This is a genomic window from Cellulomonas sp. Root137 (genome assembly GCF_001426725.1).
GTDB lineage: Bacteria > Actinomycetota > Actinomycetes > Actinomycetales > Cellulomonadaceae > Cellulomonas.
In genome coordinates, this window is sequence record NZ_LMFG01000001.1 from 1009309 (window position 1) to 1025316 (window position 16008).

Sequence of the window (16008 nt, forward strand, 5' to 3'; positions counted from 1 at the left end):
GGAACCCCCACGAGCGCGGACGTCCCGCACCACCACCCCGCAACGTCCGCACTCGAGAGGCCCCGAGCCCCGACGAATGCGGACGTCCGCAGATCCGGTCGCTGGGGCGCTCGATCCTGCGGACGTCCCCGGGGGAGCAGGCGCTCGGGGCCACTTCCGCGGGAGTGGCCATGGGTCGATGACGATCGGCTGCCTACACTCGGCGCCGTGACGATCGACCTCGGCATCGACCTCGACAAGGCTCGGCGCGACACGCCCGGCATCGACCACGTCGCTCACCTGAACAACGCCGGCGGTGCCCTGCGCCCGAGCGTCGTGACGGACACGGTGATCGCGCACCTGCGGCGTGAGGCGGAGATCGGTCCGTACGAGGCGGAGGCCGAGTCGCAGGACCGTGTCGCGGCGGTCTACGGCTCGGTCGCGCGGCTGGTCCACGCCCAGCCCGACGAGATCGCCCTGGTGCAGAGCGCGACGGCCGCCTGGAACGTGGCGTTCTCCTCGCTCCCGCTCGCCACGGGGCAGCGGATCCTCACGGCGCGCACGGAGTACATCAGCAACGCGATCGCCCTGCTCCAGGCCTGCGAGCGCACGGGCGCCACCCTCGAGGTCATCGAGGACGACGAGCACGGGCAGGTCGACCTGGACCAGCTCGAGCGCCGGCTCGACGACGACGTCGCCCTCGTCGCCCTGACGCACATCCCGACCGGGGGAGGCGTCGTGAACCCGGCGGCGGAGGTCGGTGCCCTGACCCGCCGGGCGGGCGTCCCGTTCCTGCTCGACGCGTGCCAGTCGGTCGGCCAGCTCGACGTCGACGTGACCAGGCTCGGCTGCGACCTGCTCGCCGCCACCGGTCGCAAGTTCGTGCGCGGTCCCCGCGGCACCGGCTTCCTCTACGCATCCCGTGCCATCACCGAGCGCCTGGTCCCGCCCGTCCTCGGCCTCGGCGCGGCCACCTGGACGTCGCCGACGACCTGGGAGGTGGTCCCGGGCGCCCTGCGCTTCGAGACGTGGGAGCGGTCGATCGCCGACAACCTCGGGCTCGGCGCGGCGGCGGACTACGCGCTCGCGATCGGGCTGCCCGCGATCGAGGAGCGGGTCACGGCGCTCGCGGACCGGCTCCGCGAGGAGCTCGCGCACACCCTCGGGGTCACCGTCCGCGACAAGGGAGTGCGGCGTTCGGGCATCGTCACGTTCACCGTCGACGGGATGCGGGCCGACGACGTCCGCGCCCGCGTCGCCGCTGCCGGCGTGAACGTGAGCGTCACGCGGATCTCGTCGGCCCAGCTCGACTACGGCGTCCGCGGCCTGACGGAGGTCGTCCGCGCGAGCCCGCACTACTACACGTCCGACGACGAGCTGGACCGCCTGCTAACGGCGCTCCGATGATGTCCACCGTGAGCAGGCTTGAGGTCCTCCGGATCCGCCACAACTCGCGGCTGCTCGTCAGATTCCTGCGCGAGCACGGGATCGATGCGGTCGCCGTGGAGGACGACGACGTGGCCATGATCCGTACCGCGTGGTCGCCGTTGGATCACTCGCTTACCCGGCCTGATCTCGACGCCTTGACGGTGCTCGACTCAGAGATCGAAGGGGGAGGCCTCGGGCGCGCGATGGAGTGGCTTGCCGGCTATCCGGCGATGACATGGAACGTCGTCTCCGTCCCCGAGCGGGAGATCGGCAAAGGCTCCGGCGTCGAGGGTCTCGTGCACGTCGACCGGGAAGATCGCGATCGAGTGGTGACGCTTTGCGTCGGTCGCTGGCGATGGGTCACCTGCTACCGGAGTGACGGAGCAGCGAGGCTCATGATCGCGGACGATCCTCCCGACCCCATCTGGGCGGCCGCGCGGGTCCTGCGGGGCTCTGACTCCTAGCTGGTCGCGCGCGTCGATCCGTGTCAGCGCCGTGTCGGTGGGGTGTCAGCGCGCTCCTCCAGCCTGGAGGCATGACACACGACCTGGTGATCGAGGCAGAAGGCCTCGTCAAGCACTTCGGCGAGACGAAGGCGCTCCAAGGCGTCGACCTCGCCGTCCCACGCGGCACCGTCCTCGGCGTGCTCGGCCCCAACGGCGCCGGCAAGACGACCGCGGTCCGCATCCTGTCCACCCTCCTCGTCCCCGACGCAGGCCACGCCCGCATCGGCGGCTTCGACGTGGTCAAGGACGCGGAGCGCGTCCGCCAGTCGATCGGCCTCACGGGCCAGTACGCCTCCGTCGACGAGGACCTGTCGGGCCGGCAGAACCTCGTCCTGTTCGGCACGCTGCTGGATCTGGGAAGGGTCGGCGCCCGCGCCCGCGCCGCCGAGCTGCTCGAGTGGTTCGACCTGACCGCCGCGGCGGACCGGCCCGCCAAGACCTACTCCGGGGGCATGCGCCGCCGCCTCGACCTCGCGGCGAGCCTCGTCGGCCGCCCGGACGTCATCTTCCTCGACGAGCCGACCACCGGCCTGGACCCCGCCAAGCGCGAGGACATGTGGGACGTGGTCCGCTCGCTGGTCACCGACGGGTCGACCGTCCTGCTGACCACCCAGTACCTGGAGGAGGCGGACGCGCTGGCCGACGAGATCACGGTCATCGACCACGGTCGGGTCATCGCGCACGACACCCCCGAGGGCCTCAAGCGGATCGTCGGCGGCCAGACCCTCGAGGTCCGTCCGTCGGACCTGACCCGCATGGCGGAGGCCGCGACCATCCTCGGTCAGGTGACCTCCGGGTCGGCGCCCGAGGAGATCCGCAAGGGCGTCCTCGCGGTCCCCGTGCGAGACGACTCCGCCCTGACCGCCACGGTGTCCCGGCTGGCGAGCGCCGGCATCGGCGTCACCGAGCTGTCCCTGCACCTGCCCAGCCTGGACGAGGTGTTCTTCTCGCTCACCGGCCGCACGGCCTCCGAGGACGACACCACCATCACGAAGGAGGTGGCCTGATGACCACGCTCACCGAGCACCGTTCCCCGCGCGCAGTCCCCACCTCGGCCGCCGCGGTCGTCCGCAAGCCGTTCCCGCTGGTCCGGCACTCGCTGTCGCTGGCCAAGCGGAGCCTGATCAAGACGTGGCGGACGCCCGAGGCGCTGATCGACGTCACGCTCCAGCCGGCGATCTTCCTGGTGATCTTCGTCTACATCTTCGGCGGTGCGGTGGCGGGTGACACCCACGCCTACCTGCAGTTCCTGCTGCCGGGCATCCTCGCGCAGACCATCGCGACCGGCGCGATCGCCATCGGCGTGAACCTCAACACCGACCTGGAGAAGGGGATCTTCGACCGGTTCAAGTCGCTGCCCATCCCGCGGTCCGCGCCCCTGATCGGTGCGGTGCTGGGTGACGTGGTCCGGTACGTCATCGTCACGGTGATGACGCTCGGCATCGGCTACCTGATGGGCTTCCGGATCCTCACCGACCCGCTGAGCGCCGTCGCGGGCTGCCTGCTCGCCGTGGTGTTCGCCCTGTCCCTGTCCTGGGTGTCGGTGTTCGTCGGCATGAAGGTCCGGACCTCCGGCGCCGTGCAGGGCATCATGTTCCTGATCATCATGCCGCTGAGCTTCGCGTCGAACGTGTTCGTCCCGGCGGGCACGCTGCCCAGCTGGATGCAGACGTTCGTCGCGTGGAACCCGCTGACCCACCTGGTCGCCGCGATGCGCGGACTGTTCCTCGGCACGCCGATGGGCGAGAGCGTCTACTGGACGCTGGCCTGGTGCGTCGGGCTGGTCGCGGTGTTCCTGCCGCTGGCCATGCGGGCCTACCGCCGCAAGGTCTGACGACGACCGGGTCCGGGAGCGCCCCACCTCAGCCGAGGTCGGCGGTCAGCTCCCGGACCCGGTCGGCCGCGGCCGCCGACGACCGTTCGCGCCACGAGGCCAGCAGGCGCTCGCGGTCGTCGTCGTCGCCGAGGGCAGCGGCCAGCGGTCCCTCGATCTCCAGCTGGAACATCATCACGAGGTTGGCCCCGAGCCGGACGCCCGCCGCCCACAGCTCGCGGGCGAGCTCGGTGTCGCCGCGGTGGGCCGCCAGCTCGGCGACCCCGAGCCCGAACGACCCCAGCACCGGCATGTCGGTGGTGACCCGGGCCTCGGGCGCGGCGACGGTGATGAGCTCGACCGCCGTGGCCACCGACGCGTCCGCGGACGACGGCTGCATGGCGGCCACCCGCAGGTGCACCACGGCGGTGGCCACGCGGAACGCGATGCGCACCTGGGGCACGGTCACGGTCATCGAGGCCACGATCGCCGCTGCGGCCTCCGCGCTGTCGAGCGCTTCCTGGGCACGCCCGGCCCGGCAGGCGACGTGCGCGAGCCCGAGCAGCGCCTGGGCGGCGTCGCCGTCGTCCACCTGCGTCGACGTCGTCACCTCACGGAGCCGCGTCAGCGCGTCGTCGTCCCCGCCGAGCGCGCGCTGCACGTCGAGCATCACCCGGATGCTCCGCACGTCCTGCATCGCCCCGACCAGCTCGAGGTGGCGCAGGCTGCGGATCAGCCAGTCCTGCGCGTCCGGTTCCCCGCGAGCGCTCTGCCACTGCCCGACGCCCTGCGCGGCCATGCCCATGCCCCAGTGGTCGCCGATCGACTCGAACGCCCGGTAGGCCGCGCGCGCGTCGGCGCTGGACGTCTCCGGGTCGCCGGCGTTCTCCCGCGCGGCGGCTCGCATGAACAGCCCGAGACCGTGCAGGAAGCCGTCGTCGTCGGCCGCCAGGCGCTCAGCGGCGGCGTAGGTGACGGACGTGTCGGTCGAGGCGAGCGCCGGCATGGTGGCGACGAGCGCGGCGAAGCGGGGGGACACCTCGGAGGGGCGCTCGGCGGTCAGCAGCCGCAGGGCCCGCCCGCCGAGCGCCACCAGCCGCTGGGAGACGGTGACGCCGGCGTTCACCGAGGAGAACAGGCAGGTCGCCGCCAGACGGTCGGCGTCGGGCAGCGGGCGGCCGGACGCGATCCCCTGGTAGATCGGGGAGGCGCGGCGGGCGGCGGGGTCGTCGGCGAGGAGCACCCGCTGCCCCCACTCGATGACCTCGAGGTGCAGGCCGCGCACGCTCCACAGGTGGAACAGGGCGGCGGTGATGTCGACCGCGCCCACGGGATCGTCGTGCTCGACGGCCCAGCGCAGGGCGGCGAGGAACGTCTCCTGCTCGGCGGCGCACTCGTCGAACGCGCCTATCTGGGCGGAGCCGACGAAGCCCGCGGAGAGCCGCACGGACTCGGCGGCCGACCAGCGCACCAGCCCCGTCATCGCGTCCACACGCCTGCCGGAGGCGTCCAGCCGTGCCTCTCCGTACTCCCGGACGGTCTCGAGCATCCGGTAGCGCGCGGGCGCGCCGTCGTGCTCGTCGAGCGTCAGCAGCGACTGCTCGACCAGGGTGGCCAGGCCCCGCCGGACGGCGGGCGCGGGCGCACCCGCGACGGCGACGGCGGTCTCGGCGGTGAACGGGGCGGGGATGACCGCGAGCCGCTGGAACAGGTCGCGGTCCGGCGGGTCGAGCAGCTCGCGGCTCCAGTCGACCATCGCCCACAGGCTCGCGTGCCGTTCCGGCAGGCCCCGGAGCGCGTCGTCCAGGAGCGCGAACCGGTCGCTCAGGCCGACGAGCACGTCCTCGACCGTCATCGCCCGCAGCCGGGCGGCGGCCAGCTCGAGCGCCAGCGGCAGGTTGTCCAGACGGTGGCACAGCTCGCGCGCCCGCTCGGGCTCCCAGCCGACGGTCGCCCGTCCGGCGCGCGCTCGGGACTCCAGCAGCTCCAGGGCGTCGGCGTCGGGAAGGGCCAGCAGGCGGTGCACGGACTCGCCCACGAGGCCGAGCGGCGCGCGGCTCGTCGCCAGCACCGCGACGTCGGGCGACGCGACGGCCAGCAGGTCGCCGACGACGACGGCCGCCGCGTCGAGCACGTGCTCGCAGTTGTCGAGCACCAGCAGCCCGTCGAGGTCCGCCGCAGCGAGCCGCAGGCGGTCCTCGGGGGAGAGGAGGCGGCGCTCGGCGGGCACGTCGGTCCGGGTCGCGGTCGTGTCGGACCCGCCGATCGCTACCAGCACCGCGGGCAGCACCTCGGCGGGTGCGCGCAGACCGGCCAGCTCGACCACGCGGACGGGTCGACCGGCCCCGACCGCGCGGCGGGCCACCTCGCCTGCCAGGCGCGTCTTGCCCGCCCCGCCCGTGGCCACGACGGTGACCAGCGCCGACGTGCGGAGCTCCTCCTCCACCTGGGCGATGTCCCCGTCACGACCGACCAACGGGGTCGCCGCGCGGCGCCAGGCCGGCGGGAGCGCCGCGACGACCCGGGGAGCGGCCGCGCCCAGCTCGCCCCGCAGCAGCGCGAGGTGTGCCTGCGCGACGACGGGCGACGGGTCGGTGCCGTAGCGGTCCGCGAGCTCGGTCCGCACCCGGTCGACGACCTCGAGCGCCTCGGCGTCGCGACCCTGCGCCGCGAGCACCCGGACCAGGAGGGCCACGAGCGGCTCGTCCGGCGGGGTGCGCAGGGCGAGCCGGCGCAGGTCGTCGGCCACGCCGTCCACCTCGGCGAGGGCCAGCCCCGCCTCGGCCAGGACGGAGACGACGCCGCCGAGCAGGCGGGTGGTCGCCGGGTCCGCGAGGTCCGGGACCGCCGGGAGGAGCGTGCGTGCCTCGCGCGCCAGGTCCCGCGCCTGCGCTGCGTCCCCCGCCTGCAGCGCGGTCCGGGCGCGCGTCAGACGGGACTCGGCGTCGTCGACGTCGATCTGCAGCCCGTCGGTGGGCAGCCGGTAGCCGCCGGGCGCGGCCTCGACCGGGAAGCCGAGGCGGCGGGCGCGCGACACGAGGGCCTGCACGGCGCCGGCGGCGTCGTCGGGCGGGAGGCCCTCCCACACGACCTCGACGAGCGCGACCGACGACACCGCGCGGCCGCGGGCGTCGAGCAGGGCGCCGACGAGCGCCGCGAGGCGGTCGCCGCGGACGGCCCGGCCGTCGACGGCGAGCCCTCCGAGCGTCGTGATCTGCACGCGAACAGCATCCCTCACGGCCGACACGCCCCGGTCTGGTGCAGGTCGCCAAATCCGTCTCTGGCGTGTCGTGCCGGGCGTTCCGGGCGAATCGGACGGGTCGGGTGTGGACTGCCGTGTGGACCGACCTGTGGGCACCGAACGGGTGCCTGTGGACGCCTGTGCACGGCCCTGCGAAGACGCTGGTCGGGGGCCGTGTCAGTGGTCGGCGGTAGCCTGGAACTTCTCCACAGGGTGAAGAATGACACGCTTGTCACTACAACCCCTAGTGGTCCATTGCGTGTGGGACCCCTAGGTGTAGTGTCTAGTCACGACGCAGTGCAGAACCTTCTCGTCAGGCTCAGCACCTCGTCCGGCCCGGAGACGGGCCCTTCAACTTCAGGAAAAAGCTTCGCGAACGCTCCGGGGGGAGCGTGCCGCAGACAGACCACACGGGGAGCCCACCATGACGATCACGGTCTACAGCAAGCCGGCGTGCGTGCAGTGCAACGCGACCTACCGCGCGCTCGACAAGCTCGACGCCGAGTACACGGTCGTCGACATCAGCGAGGACGCCGACGCGCGTGACTACGTCATGTCGCTCGGTCACCTCCAGGCCCCCGTCGTGATCGTCGACGGCGAGCACTGGTCGGGCTACCGCCCGGACCGCATCAAGGCGCTGGCCGACCGCCTGGCCGCCGTCGCCTGACGAGCTCCCCGGATCGGCGCCGGTCTCGACACCGCGCCGATCCGGCGGGTCTTTTCGCGCCCGCACCACCGCACGACCCGAGCTGAGGGGAACCGACCGATGAGCTCCCTGATCTACTTCTCCTCCGCCTCGGACAACACCCACCGCTTCGTGCAGAAGCTCCGTCTGCCGGCCGAGCGCATCCCGCTCCGGCCGTCGGACCCGTTCCTGCGCGTCTCCGAGCCGTACGTGCTGATCGTGCCGACGTACGGCGGAGGGAACGAGGGTGGAGCAGTACCCCGGCAGGTCATCAAGTTCCTCAACGACGAGGACAACCGTGCGCTGATCCGCGGAGTCATCGCGGCCGGCAACACGAACTTCGGCGAGGCCTACTGCATCGCGGGGGACATCATCGCGGCCAAGTGCCACGTCCCCTACCTGTACGGGTTCGAGCTCATGGGAACGCAAGAGGACGTCACAGCCGTCCGCGAGGGATTGGGAAGATTTTGGCAACGACAGTCGCAGATACCCGCGTAGAGCTCTCGGGACTGGATTACCACGCCCTCAACGCCATGCTGAACCTCTATGGCGCGAACGGTGAGATCCAGTTCGACAAGGACCGTGAGGCGGCGCGGCAGTACTTCCTGCAGCACGTCAACCAGAACACGGTCTTCTTCCACGACCTCAACGAGAAGCTCGACTACCTGGTCGAGAACAAGTACTACGACCCCGAGGTGCTGGGGCAGTACGACCGGACGTTCATCAAGACGCTCTTCGAGTACGCGTACTCCAAGAAGTTCCGCTTCCAGACGTTCCTCGGCGCGTTCAAGTACTACACGTCGTACACGCTGAAGACGTTCGACGGGAAGCGGTACCTCGAGCGCTTCGAGGACCGGGTCTGCATGGTCGCCCTCGCCCTCGCCGAGGGGAACCAGGACTTCGCCATCTCCCTGGTCGACGAGATCGTGTCCGGTCGTTTCCAGCCGGCCACGCCCACGTTCCTCAACCTCGGCAAGGCGCAGCGCGGTGAGCCCGTCTCCTGCTTCCTGCTGCGCATCGAGGACAACATGGAGTCGATCGCGCGCGGCATCAACTCCGCCCTGCAGCTGTCCAAGCGCGGCGGCGGCGTGGCCCTGCTGCTCAGCAACATCCGCGAGCACGGCGCGCCCATCAAGCACATCGAGAACCAGAGCTCCGGCGTCATCCCCGTGATGAAGCTGCTCGAAGACTCCTTCTCGTACGCCAACCAGCTCGGTGCTCGTCAGGGTGCCGGCGCGGTGTACCTGCACGCACACCACCCGGACATCTTCCGGTTCCTCGACACCAAGCGCGAGAACGCCGACGAGAAGATCCGCATCAAGACCCTCTCGCTGGGCGTCGTCATCCCGGACATCACGTTCGAGCTGGCCAAGAAGAACGAGCCGATGTACCTGTTCTCGCCGTACGACGTCGAGCGCGTCTACGGGATGCCGTTCGCGGACATCAACGTCACCGAGAAGTACTACGAGATGGTCGACGACGGGCGGATCAAGAAGACCAAGATCAGCGCCCGCGAGTTCTTCCAGACGCTGGCGGAGCTGCAGTTCGAGTCCGGCTACCCGTACGTCATGTTCGAGGACACGGTGAACCGGGCCAACCCGATCGCCGGCAAGATCACGCACTCGAACCTGTGCTCGGAGATCCTGCAGGTCTCGACCCCGTCGGAGTACAACGAGGACCTCTCGTACAAGACGGTCGGCCGGGACATCTCCTGCAACCTCGGCTCGATGAACATCGCCCTGTCGATGGACTCGCCCGACTTCGGCAAGTCGGTCGAGGTCGCCATCCGCGCCCTGACCGGCGTCTCCGACCAGACGGACATCGAGTCGGTCCCGTCCATCAAGCGCGCCAACGCCGGCGGCCACGCCATCGGCCTCGGCCAGATGAACCTGCACGGCTACCTCGCCCGTGAGCGCATCTTCTACGGGTCCGACGAGGGCCTCGACTTCACCAACATCTACTTCTACACGGTGGCGTACCACGCGATCCGTGCGTCGAACCTGCTCGCGCAGGAGCGGAAGCAGAAGTTCTACGGCTTCGAGGACTCCAAGTACGCGACCGGCGAGTACTTCGAGAAGTACATCGCCAAGGAGTGGAAGCCGAAGACCGCTCGCATCGAGGCGCTGTTCGCCGAGGCCGGCGTGCGCATCCCGACGCAGCAGGACTGGGCCGACCTGGCCGAGCTGGTCAAGGAGCACGGCATCTACAACCAGAACCTGCAGGCCGTGCCGCCGACGGGCTCGATCTCGTACATCAACCACTCGACGAGCTCGATCCACCCGATCGCGTCGAAGATCGAGATCCGCAAGGAGGGCAAGATCGGGCGCGTCTACTACCCGGCGCCCTTCATGACCAACGACAACCTGGAGTACTACCAGGACGCGTACGAGATCGGCTACGAGAAGGTCATCGACACCTACGCCGAGGCCACGCAGCACGTCGACCAGGGCCTCTCGCTGACCCTGTTCTTCAAGGACACGGCCACCACCCGTGACCTGAACAAGGCCCAGATCTACGCCTGGCGCAAGGGCATCAAGACGATCTACTACATCCGACTGCGCCAGCTCGCGCTGGAGGGCACGGAAGTCGAGGGTTGCGTCTCGTGCATGCTCTGACCCCCGTCCTGACCACGAAGGAAGCACTGCGATGAGCGAGAAGCTCAAGCTCGTCAGCCGCGTCTCGGCCATCAACTGGAACCGGCTGGACGACGACAAGGACGCCGACGTCTGGGACCGCCTGGTCGGCAACTTCTGGCTGCCGGAGAAGGTCCCGGTGTCCAACGACGTGCAGTCGTGGGCCACGCTGACGGAGGAGGAGAAGACGCTCACCATGCGCGTCTTCACCGGCCTGACCCTGCTGGACACGATCCAGGGCACGGTCGGCGCCGTCTCGCTCATCCCCGACGCGATCACGCCGCACGAGGAGGCCGTCTACACGAACATCGCGTTCATGGAGTCGGTGCACGCCAAGTCCTACAGCTCGATCTTCTCGACGCTGTGCTCCACCAAGGAGATCGACGAGGCGTTCCGCTGGTCGGAGGAGAACGCGAACCTCCAGCGCAAGGCCGAGATCGTCATGGAGTACTACCGCGGCGACTCGCCCCTGAAGCGCAAGGTGGCCAGCACGCTGCTGGAGTCGTTCCTGTTCTACTCGGGCTTCTACCTGCCCATGTACTGGTCCAGCCGCGCCAAGCTCACCAACACGGCCGACCTGATCCGCCTGATCATCCGCGACGAGGCCGTGCACGGGTACTACATCGGCTACAAGTACCAGAAGGGCCTCGAGAAGCTGTCGGCGGCCGAGAAGGCGGAGATGAAGGACTACACCTTCGAGCTCCTCTTCGAGCTGTACGACAACGAGGTGGAGTACACGCAGGACCTCTACGACGGCGTCGGCCTGACGGAGGACGTCAAGAAGTTCCTGCGCTACAACGCCAACAAGGCCCTGATGAACCTGGGCTACGAGGCGCTGTTCCCGCGCGACGAGACCGACGTCAACCCGGCGATCCTGTCGGCCCTGTCCCCGAACGCCGACGAGAACCACGACTTCTTCTCCGGCTCGGGCTCCTCGTACGTGATCGGCAAGGCCGTGAACACCGAGGACGACGACTGGGACTTCTGACCCCGTCGCCCCACGCACGCGAACGGCCGACCCCCTCGGGGGTCGGCCGTTCGGTCGTTCCGGATCAGACGCGCGGGTCGGTGCGCGGCTGCTCGGCCGGCACGGCGGGGTCGACCCCGCGTGCGGTGCTGGGCTGCTCTGTCGCCACGTCGGGGTCGATGCGGTCCGCGGTGCTGAGGCGGTCGTCGAGCTCGGAGCGCGCGCCGGTGGCCTCCGCGCTGCGCGCCCGTGCCTCGTTCTGCAGCGCGGCCGCGTCGGCGGCACGGGCGTCGGCCTCCGCCTGGGCGAGGCGCGCCTGCGCGTCCAGGCGTGCGGCCTCGGCCTCCCGCCGCTGGACCTCGACCTGGTCGAGGGCGGCCTGCTCGCGAATCTTCTGGGCCTTGGCCCGCTCGGCCTCGGCGCGACGGTTGCCGCGCTGACGGCTGAGCATGACTGCTGCCACGATCACCAGCACGACGACGATGGCGACGATGATCCAGCCGGTCACGTCCATGGTGCTCCTCCTCGGGATGGGTTCCCCCCTGACGGCATTCGACTGCCGTCCGGGACCGGCCGCAACCGGTGAGGAGCCGTTCGACCGTTCCCGGTCCCGTCGGCTCAACTCGCCGTCCGATCGGGCCGATCCTGTTCTCGGCGGCGCGCACCGTGCCCGAACGACGTGCCGAGGGAGCAGATGTGACGGGAGCACCGGCGGGGTGGTTCCCCAGCCCGGACGCGGTCGGCACGCTCCGCTGGTGGGACGGTCTGCGCTGGACCGACGAGGTCCGGCCCTCGATCGAGGACGCGCCGACGACTCCCGAGCTGTGGATCCCGCAACCCCGGGCCGGCGCGGAAGCCGAGCAGACCGGTCGCACCGGTGTCCCGCTGCTGGGGTCCGCGCGGTACGCGTACGGCGCCCCGGGAGACGTCGACGCGACCCCGACGTCCGTCCCCGTCTCGTGGCCGGCCCCGGCGGCTGGTCCTCGCCCGTCCGGTCAGATCGACGCCGACGCCCGGCAGGTCGGCAGAACCGTCAGGAGCCGCAGGCCCGTGCGCGTCGGGGACCTCCTCGCGATCCCCAACCTCCTGATCGGGATCCCGTTCCTCCTGATCGGGCTGAGCGGCGTCCCGCAGATCGTCGCGACGCAGGTGGGCGTCGGTGAGGCCTCGATGCAGGGGACGGTGGTCGACCTGCACCTGTCGACCAGCGACGACGGCGGTCGGATGTGCTCGGTCGAGGCCGAGTTCGTCGTCGACGGTGCCGTCTACGCCGCGCGGGCCGACTATGCCCGGAGCACGTGCCCGGCCATCGGCGCGGAGACGCGCGTCATCTACACGACGGCGAGCCCGGGTGACGGCGAGGCGCGGGTGCCGGACGAGACGGGCACCGCGCTGGAGCTGGCCGTCTTCCCTGCCGTCGGGTTCGTCCTCGTCCTCTCCGGGCTCGGCGCCGTCGTGAGAGGCGCGGTCGCAGCCCTCTCGAGGCGACGCACGGCGAGGTCCTGAGTCATCGTGCGAGCACAAGGCCCTGCGACCCGATGCTCAACTCGGCACCACGACCGGCCGATTCCCCTGGGGAACCGGCCGTTCGTCGTCGGGAGCCCCTGAGCCCTGGAGTCCCCGTGGACGCAGTCGCACCGAGCTGGTACCCCGACCCGCAGCGGGACGGCTACCTGCGCTGGTGGGACGGGACCCGGTGGACGGAGCACGTCCAGCCCGGCCGGGCGCCCGGCAAGCCCGTGCTCGGCCAGGAGGTCACCGACGCGTTCGGGCCCATCACGTTCTACGGCCCGAGCGAGCCGATCACCCACGCCTTCCCGCCGATCACGGACAGCCGCTACGCCGGTTCGCCGCTGGCCGAGGCGCTCGCCGACCACGTGCGGGCCGGGCGTTCCGGCGGGGACGTGCAGATCCGTGGCGACGAGCAGGCGGCGGTCGAGGCGCTGTACCAGCTGCGGTCGCGGGGTGGCGTCCTGGGCGCGGCCGCGGGGATCGGCGAGCAGCTGCTGGTCGAGACGCTCGTGGCCCGGCCCGGCCCCGACGCGTCGGCGCCGGGCTGGATGGAGGGTCCGGGCGTCGGGTCGACTGCACCCGGCATGCAGAGCGCGGCGGGCCGGGCGGGGTATGAGGTCGTCGGCCGGACCACGCGCGGGGTGCTCACCGCGCTGGCGATCGGGCAGCTCGTCCTCGCGCTCGTCTTCTGCGTCGTGTTCGTCGTCGGCGGTGTCGTGCTCGCCGTCGCCGTGCCCTCGGCGCTGCCGGCGGCGTTGATGCTGGTCGCGATGGGTGTGCTGGTGGTCGGCCTCCTCGTGTGGACCGCCGTACGGCGACGCTCCCGCGGTCCCTGGTGAGGGGATCAGTGCCCTGACCTGCGGGTAAGGCAGTCCTACCTTCCTAGGCAGGGTGCGCGGAACGGGTCTACCGTCGAAGGAACGCGCAGGTCCCCACCCCCACGGAGGTCGACATGAGCACCCTGATGGACATGCCCGCTGTCGCCGAGTGCTCGGTCGCCGGCTGTTCGTACAACGACCACTCGCACTGCCACGCGGCCGCCGTGAACATCGGTGGCGCCACGGGCGACGCGCAGTGCACGACGTTCTTCCCGCTGGGCACCAAGGGCGGGCTCGACAAGGTCATCACGCACGTGGGCGCGTGCCAGCGTGCCGAGTGCGTCCACAACTCGTCGCTCGAGTGCTCCGCGGAGTCGATCCGCGTCGGAGCCGGGCACGAGGAGGCGGACTGCCTCACGTTCAGCCCACGCTGACGCTCCAGACACGACGACGGCCGCCCAGCTGACCGGGCGGCCGCCGTCGTGTCCAGGGGTCAGGGGTGCGCGGCGACCTCGACCAGGTTCCGGATGAGCACCGCCGCGGCGGGCACCAGCTCCCGCTCGCCCGGGACCAGCGACGGGTCCAGCGCGCGCACGGCGGCAGCCTCGTCGAGCGCCTCCAGTGGATCCAGGTCGGTCGCCTGCAGGAACGCCGCCAGGAACGCGCGGGCGGCCTGCGAGTACACGCCGCCCGCGTCGACGGCCACCTCGGCGACGATCAGCGCGGTCAGGGAGACGTCCAGCTCGGCCGTGCCGGTGCGCGCGTTGGTCCAGTCGATGACCGCGGGCCCGTGGCTCTCCGTGAGGATCACGTTCGCGGGGTGGAGGTCCAGGTGGACGATCGCCGGGCCGGACGTGACCACGGGCCACGAGGCGGGCTCGCTGTGCTCCCAGCCGTGCGGCGGGGCGATGGCGTGCAGCCGCGAGTGCAGGTCCGTGAGGATCCCCGCCGCGTCGGAGAGCGAGACCTCTCCGGCGGTCAAGGCCTGGAGCAGGGTCGGTCCGTGCAGGCGCTCCATCACGAGGTCGGGGCCGCTCGCCTGCAGGATCGCGGGGGCCGGGAAGCCGTGCGCGACGACGTGCTGGAGCAGGCGCACCTCTGCGGAGGCGTCGCGGCCGGAGCGGTAGCGGCGGAGCACGGTGTGCTCGTCGAGCGCGAACACGTCGGCGGCCGCGCCGGCGGCGAGGACGGGGCCGGGCTCGCCGGAGCCGGCCAGAGCCGGGTCGACCGCGGGCAGGTGGTGCGTGCCAGCGCCGGCGGACCGACGATCCGGCTGCGTCGGGAAGTCGGGTGCGGGGTTCTGCGGGTGGTTCTCAGCGGCGTCCGATGCCCTTCGTTCTGAAGGCGTCGTAGGGCCGCTCGGAGCAAGTCCTGCGGAGTTCATGGATCGACGGTAGACGCATTCGTCCGAGATGTCCCTACTGCTGTACCAAGAAGTCCCTGACCTGCGCTTTACCTGCTGGACACCCGTCAGGATGTGCAGGTCAGGGCCGCGAGATCCGGTCCAGCGTCTGCAGAGCCTGCTCGTGGGTGGCCGGCAGGGGCTCGATCCAGACCCGGACCGGCTGGCGGGTGGACGTCCGGAGCTCGAGCAGCTCGCAGCGGCGGGCGATCTCCAGGTGCAGCGCCTCGAGCGGGGGGTGCGGGTCCTCGTCGGCACGCGCGAGCACGGCGAAGACGCCTCCGCCCAACGTCGCCATCGGGTGACCCTCGCCGTAGGTGGTGGTCATCGCGGCACCGACCGCCGCCGACCGTGCGGCCCGGGTGAACGGGTCGACGTCCCCGGCGGCGACGTCGATGAGCACGAGGTGATGGCCGAGATCCGCGGTGGTCCGGGCGCGCTGGGTGGGCAGCGCCGCGTCGCGGTACGTCTCGGCCAGCCGGATGGCGAGGTACTGACGGCTCGGCAGGCCCGACTCGGGGTCGAGCGCGGTGCCGAACGCGATCGCCCCGGCCTGGGCGTCGGCCCAGCCCTCGCACAGGGCGCGCAGGACGGCCATCGGCGGGTCGGCGGCGCCGAGGGTGCGGTACAGGCAGGCCAGGTCGTCGACGGTCTCTCCGATGCCGACACCGTCGTAGCCGCGGGCGCGGCCCAGCTCCTCGGCGGCAGCGACGGGGTCGCCGGCGGCGAGCACGGCCGTGGCCAGCGCGTCGACCGCCGGGTGGTACCAGTCCGACGGCCGCAGCCACACGGACCGCACGCTCTCGTCGCGCCAGCGTTCTCTGACTGCCGTGGGCAGGGCGTCCGTCGGGACAGCTCCCGAGACGTCCGGCAGGGCAGCGTTGTTCGACCCCGAGTTCATCATCGTCACGCTGGATGAGAGGCCGACACCTGTCGGGTGTGACGCGGGTCGGCGAGTTTTTCACCCGCCGGGATTCTCTCCGCTTATGTAGAAACGAGGCATATGGCAGTCTGTGCGGTCGGA

15 protein-coding genes are annotated in these 16008 nt (G+C 71.2%); 11 read left to right on the top strand and 4 right to left on the bottom strand.

Annotated elements, in window-relative coordinates:
• Positions 1 to 207: 207 nt before the first annotated feature.
• From ASD18_RS04865 to ASD18_RS04880, 4 genes are all read left to right on the top strand, one after another.
• A complete protein-coding gene (locus ASD18_RS04865) occupies positions 208 to 1386 on the top strand; it encodes an aminotransferase class V-fold PLP-dependent enzyme (RefSeq protein ID WP_235522263.1) in 1179 nt (392 codons plus the stop codon).
• An 8-nt stretch (positions 1387 to 1394) separates the two neighbouring features.
• Complete coding sequence (locus ASD18_RS04870) at positions 1395 to 1871, top strand: hypothetical protein (protein ID WP_156387897.1); 477 nt, start codon at positions 1395 to 1397, stop codon at positions 1869 to 1871.
• 71 nt (positions 1872 to 1942) lie between these two features.
• Complete coding sequence (locus tag ASD18_RS04875; protein ID WP_056087442.1) at positions 1943 to 2920, top strand: ATP-binding cassette domain-containing protein; 978 nt, start codon at positions 1943 to 1945, stop codon at positions 2918 to 2920.
• Positions 2920 to 3747, top strand: a complete 828-nt coding sequence (locus tag ASD18_RS04880; protein WP_056087445.1) for an ABC transporter permease — start codon at positions 2920 to 2922, stop codon at positions 3745 to 3747. Before ASD18_RS04875 ends, ASD18_RS04880 begins: the two co-directional genes overlap by 1 nt.
• A gap of 28 nt (positions 3748 to 3775) precedes the next feature.
• Here ASD18_RS04880 and ASD18_RS04885 read toward each other — a convergent pair whose 3' ends face one another.
• Positions 3776 to 6946 carry a BTAD domain-containing putative transcriptional regulator gene (locus tag ASD18_RS04885; protein ID WP_056087447.1) on the bottom strand — a complete coding sequence of 1057 codons (3171 nt, stop codon included), beginning with the start codon at positions 6944 to 6946 and terminating at the stop codon, positions 3776 to 3778.
• 445 nt (positions 6947 to 7391) lie between these two features.
• Between ASD18_RS04885 and nrdH the strand changes: the two genes are divergently transcribed.
• The 4 genes from nrdH to nrdF all read left to right on the top strand — a co-directional run bounded on the left by nrdH (position 7392) and on the right by nrdF (position 11273).
• Entirely contained in the window at positions 7392 to 7634 is a 243-nt protein-coding gene (gene nrdH, locus ASD18_RS04890; RefSeq protein WP_056087450.1) for a glutaredoxin-like protein NrdH, read from the top strand.
• A gap of 99 nt (positions 7635 to 7733) precedes the next feature.
• Positions 7734 to 8150 carry a class Ib ribonucleoside-diphosphate reductase assembly flavoprotein NrdI gene (gene nrdI / locus ASD18_RS04895; RefSeq protein WP_056087453.1) on the top strand — a complete coding sequence of 139 codons (417 nt, stop codon included), beginning with the start codon at positions 7734 to 7736 and terminating at the stop codon, positions 8148 to 8150.
• Complete coding sequence (nrdE, locus tag ASD18_RS04900; RefSeq protein WP_056087457.1) at positions 8120 to 10267, top strand: class 1b ribonucleoside-diphosphate reductase subunit alpha; 2148 nt, start codon at positions 8120 to 8122, stop codon at positions 10265 to 10267. Before nrdI ends, nrdE begins: the two co-directional genes overlap by 31 nt.
• Before the next feature lie 31 nt (positions 10268 to 10298).
• Positions 10299 to 11273: a class 1b ribonucleoside-diphosphate reductase subunit beta gene (nrdF, locus tag ASD18_RS04905; RefSeq protein WP_056087461.1), complete on the top strand. Its 975-nt coding sequence runs from the start codon at positions 10299 to 10301 to the stop codon at positions 11271 to 11273.
• A 64-nt stretch (positions 11274 to 11337) separates the two neighbouring features.
• Here nrdF and ASD18_RS04910 read toward each other — a convergent pair whose 3' ends face one another.
• On the bottom strand, positions 11338 to 11766 hold the full coding sequence (locus ASD18_RS04910) for a hypothetical protein (protein ID WP_056087464.1): 429 nt from the start codon (positions 11764 to 11766) through the stop codon (positions 11338 to 11340).
• A 182-nt stretch (positions 11767 to 11948) separates the two neighbouring features.
• On the opposite strand from ASD18_RS04910, the gene ASD18_RS20985 reads away from it, so the two are divergent.
• The 3 genes from ASD18_RS20985 (at position 11949) to ASD18_RS04925 (ending at position 14016) form a co-directional block, all read left to right on the top strand.
• Positions 11949 to 12758 (top strand): DUF2510 domain-containing protein, encoded by an 810-nt coding sequence (locus ASD18_RS20985; protein ID WP_056087467.1) that lies wholly within the window; start codon positions 11949 to 11951, stop codon positions 12756 to 12758.
• Between the two features lie 116 nt (positions 12759 to 12874).
• Positions 12875 to 13603, top strand: a complete 729-nt coding sequence (locus ASD18_RS21290; RefSeq protein ID WP_056087470.1) for a DUF2510 domain-containing protein — start codon at positions 12875 to 12877, stop codon at positions 13601 to 13603.
• A 113-nt stretch (positions 13604 to 13716) separates the two neighbouring features.
• The gene (locus ASD18_RS04925) at positions 13717 to 14016 is read left to right on the top strand and encodes a DUF1540 domain-containing protein (RefSeq protein WP_056087472.1); all 300 of its coding nucleotides are present in this window, start codon (positions 13717 to 13719) and stop codon (positions 14014 to 14016) included.
• 59 nt (positions 14017 to 14075) lie between these two features.
• On the opposite strand, the gene ASD18_RS04930 is transcribed toward ASD18_RS04925, so the two are convergent.
• Together ASD18_RS04930 and ASD18_RS04935 are read right to left on the bottom strand one after the other, a co-directional pair.
• Positions 14076 to 14966, bottom strand: coding sequence for a phosphotransferase (locus ASD18_RS04930; RefSeq protein WP_082573543.1), 891 nt, complete (start codon positions 14964 to 14966; stop codon positions 14076 to 14078).
• Positions 14967 to 15066: 100 nt separating this feature from the next.
• The gene (locus ASD18_RS04935) at positions 15067 to 15888 is read right to left on the bottom strand and encodes a hypothetical protein (RefSeq protein WP_235522366.1); all 822 of its coding nucleotides are present in this window, start codon (positions 15886 to 15888) and stop codon (positions 15067 to 15069) included.
• Positions 15889 to 16008 lie beyond the last annotated feature (120 nt).

Excerpts from the sequence above, each read along its gene's own strand:
- ASD18_RS04880 (WP_056087445.1), top strand. The coding sequence starts at position 2,920 with ATGACCACGCTCACCGAGCACCGTTCCCCGCGCGCAGTCCCCACCTCG.
- ASD18_RS04930 (WP_082573543.1), bottom strand. The coding sequence starts at position 14,966 with ATGAACTCCGCAGGACTTGCTCCGAGCGGCCCTACGACGCCTTCAGAA.
- nrdH (WP_056087450.1), top strand. The coding sequence starts at position 7,392 with ATGACGATCACGGTCTACAGCAAGCCGGCGTGCGTGCAGTGCAACGCG.
- ASD18_RS04875 (WP_056087442.1), top strand. The coding sequence starts at position 1,943 with ATGACACACGACCTGGTGATCGAGGCAGAAGGCCTCGTCAAGCACTTC.
- nrdF (WP_056087461.1), top strand. The coding sequence starts at position 10,299 with ATGAGCGAGAAGCTCAAGCTCGTCAGCCGCGTCTCGGCCATCAACTGG.
- ASD18_RS04935 (WP_235522366.1), bottom strand. The coding sequence starts at position 15,888 with ATGATGAACTCGGGGTCGAACAACGCTGCCCTGCCGGACGTCTCGGGA.
- ASD18_RS04910 (WP_056087464.1), bottom strand. The coding sequence starts at position 11,766 with ATGGACGTGACCGGCTGGATCATCGTCGCCATCGTCGTCGTGCTGGTG.
- nrdI (WP_056087453.1), top strand. The coding sequence starts at position 7,734 with ATGAGCTCCCTGATCTACTTCTCCTCCGCCTCGGACAACACCCACCGC.
- ASD18_RS04925 (WP_056087472.1), top strand. The coding sequence starts at position 13,717 with ATGAGCACCCTGATGGACATGCCCGCTGTCGCCGAGTGCTCGGTCGCC.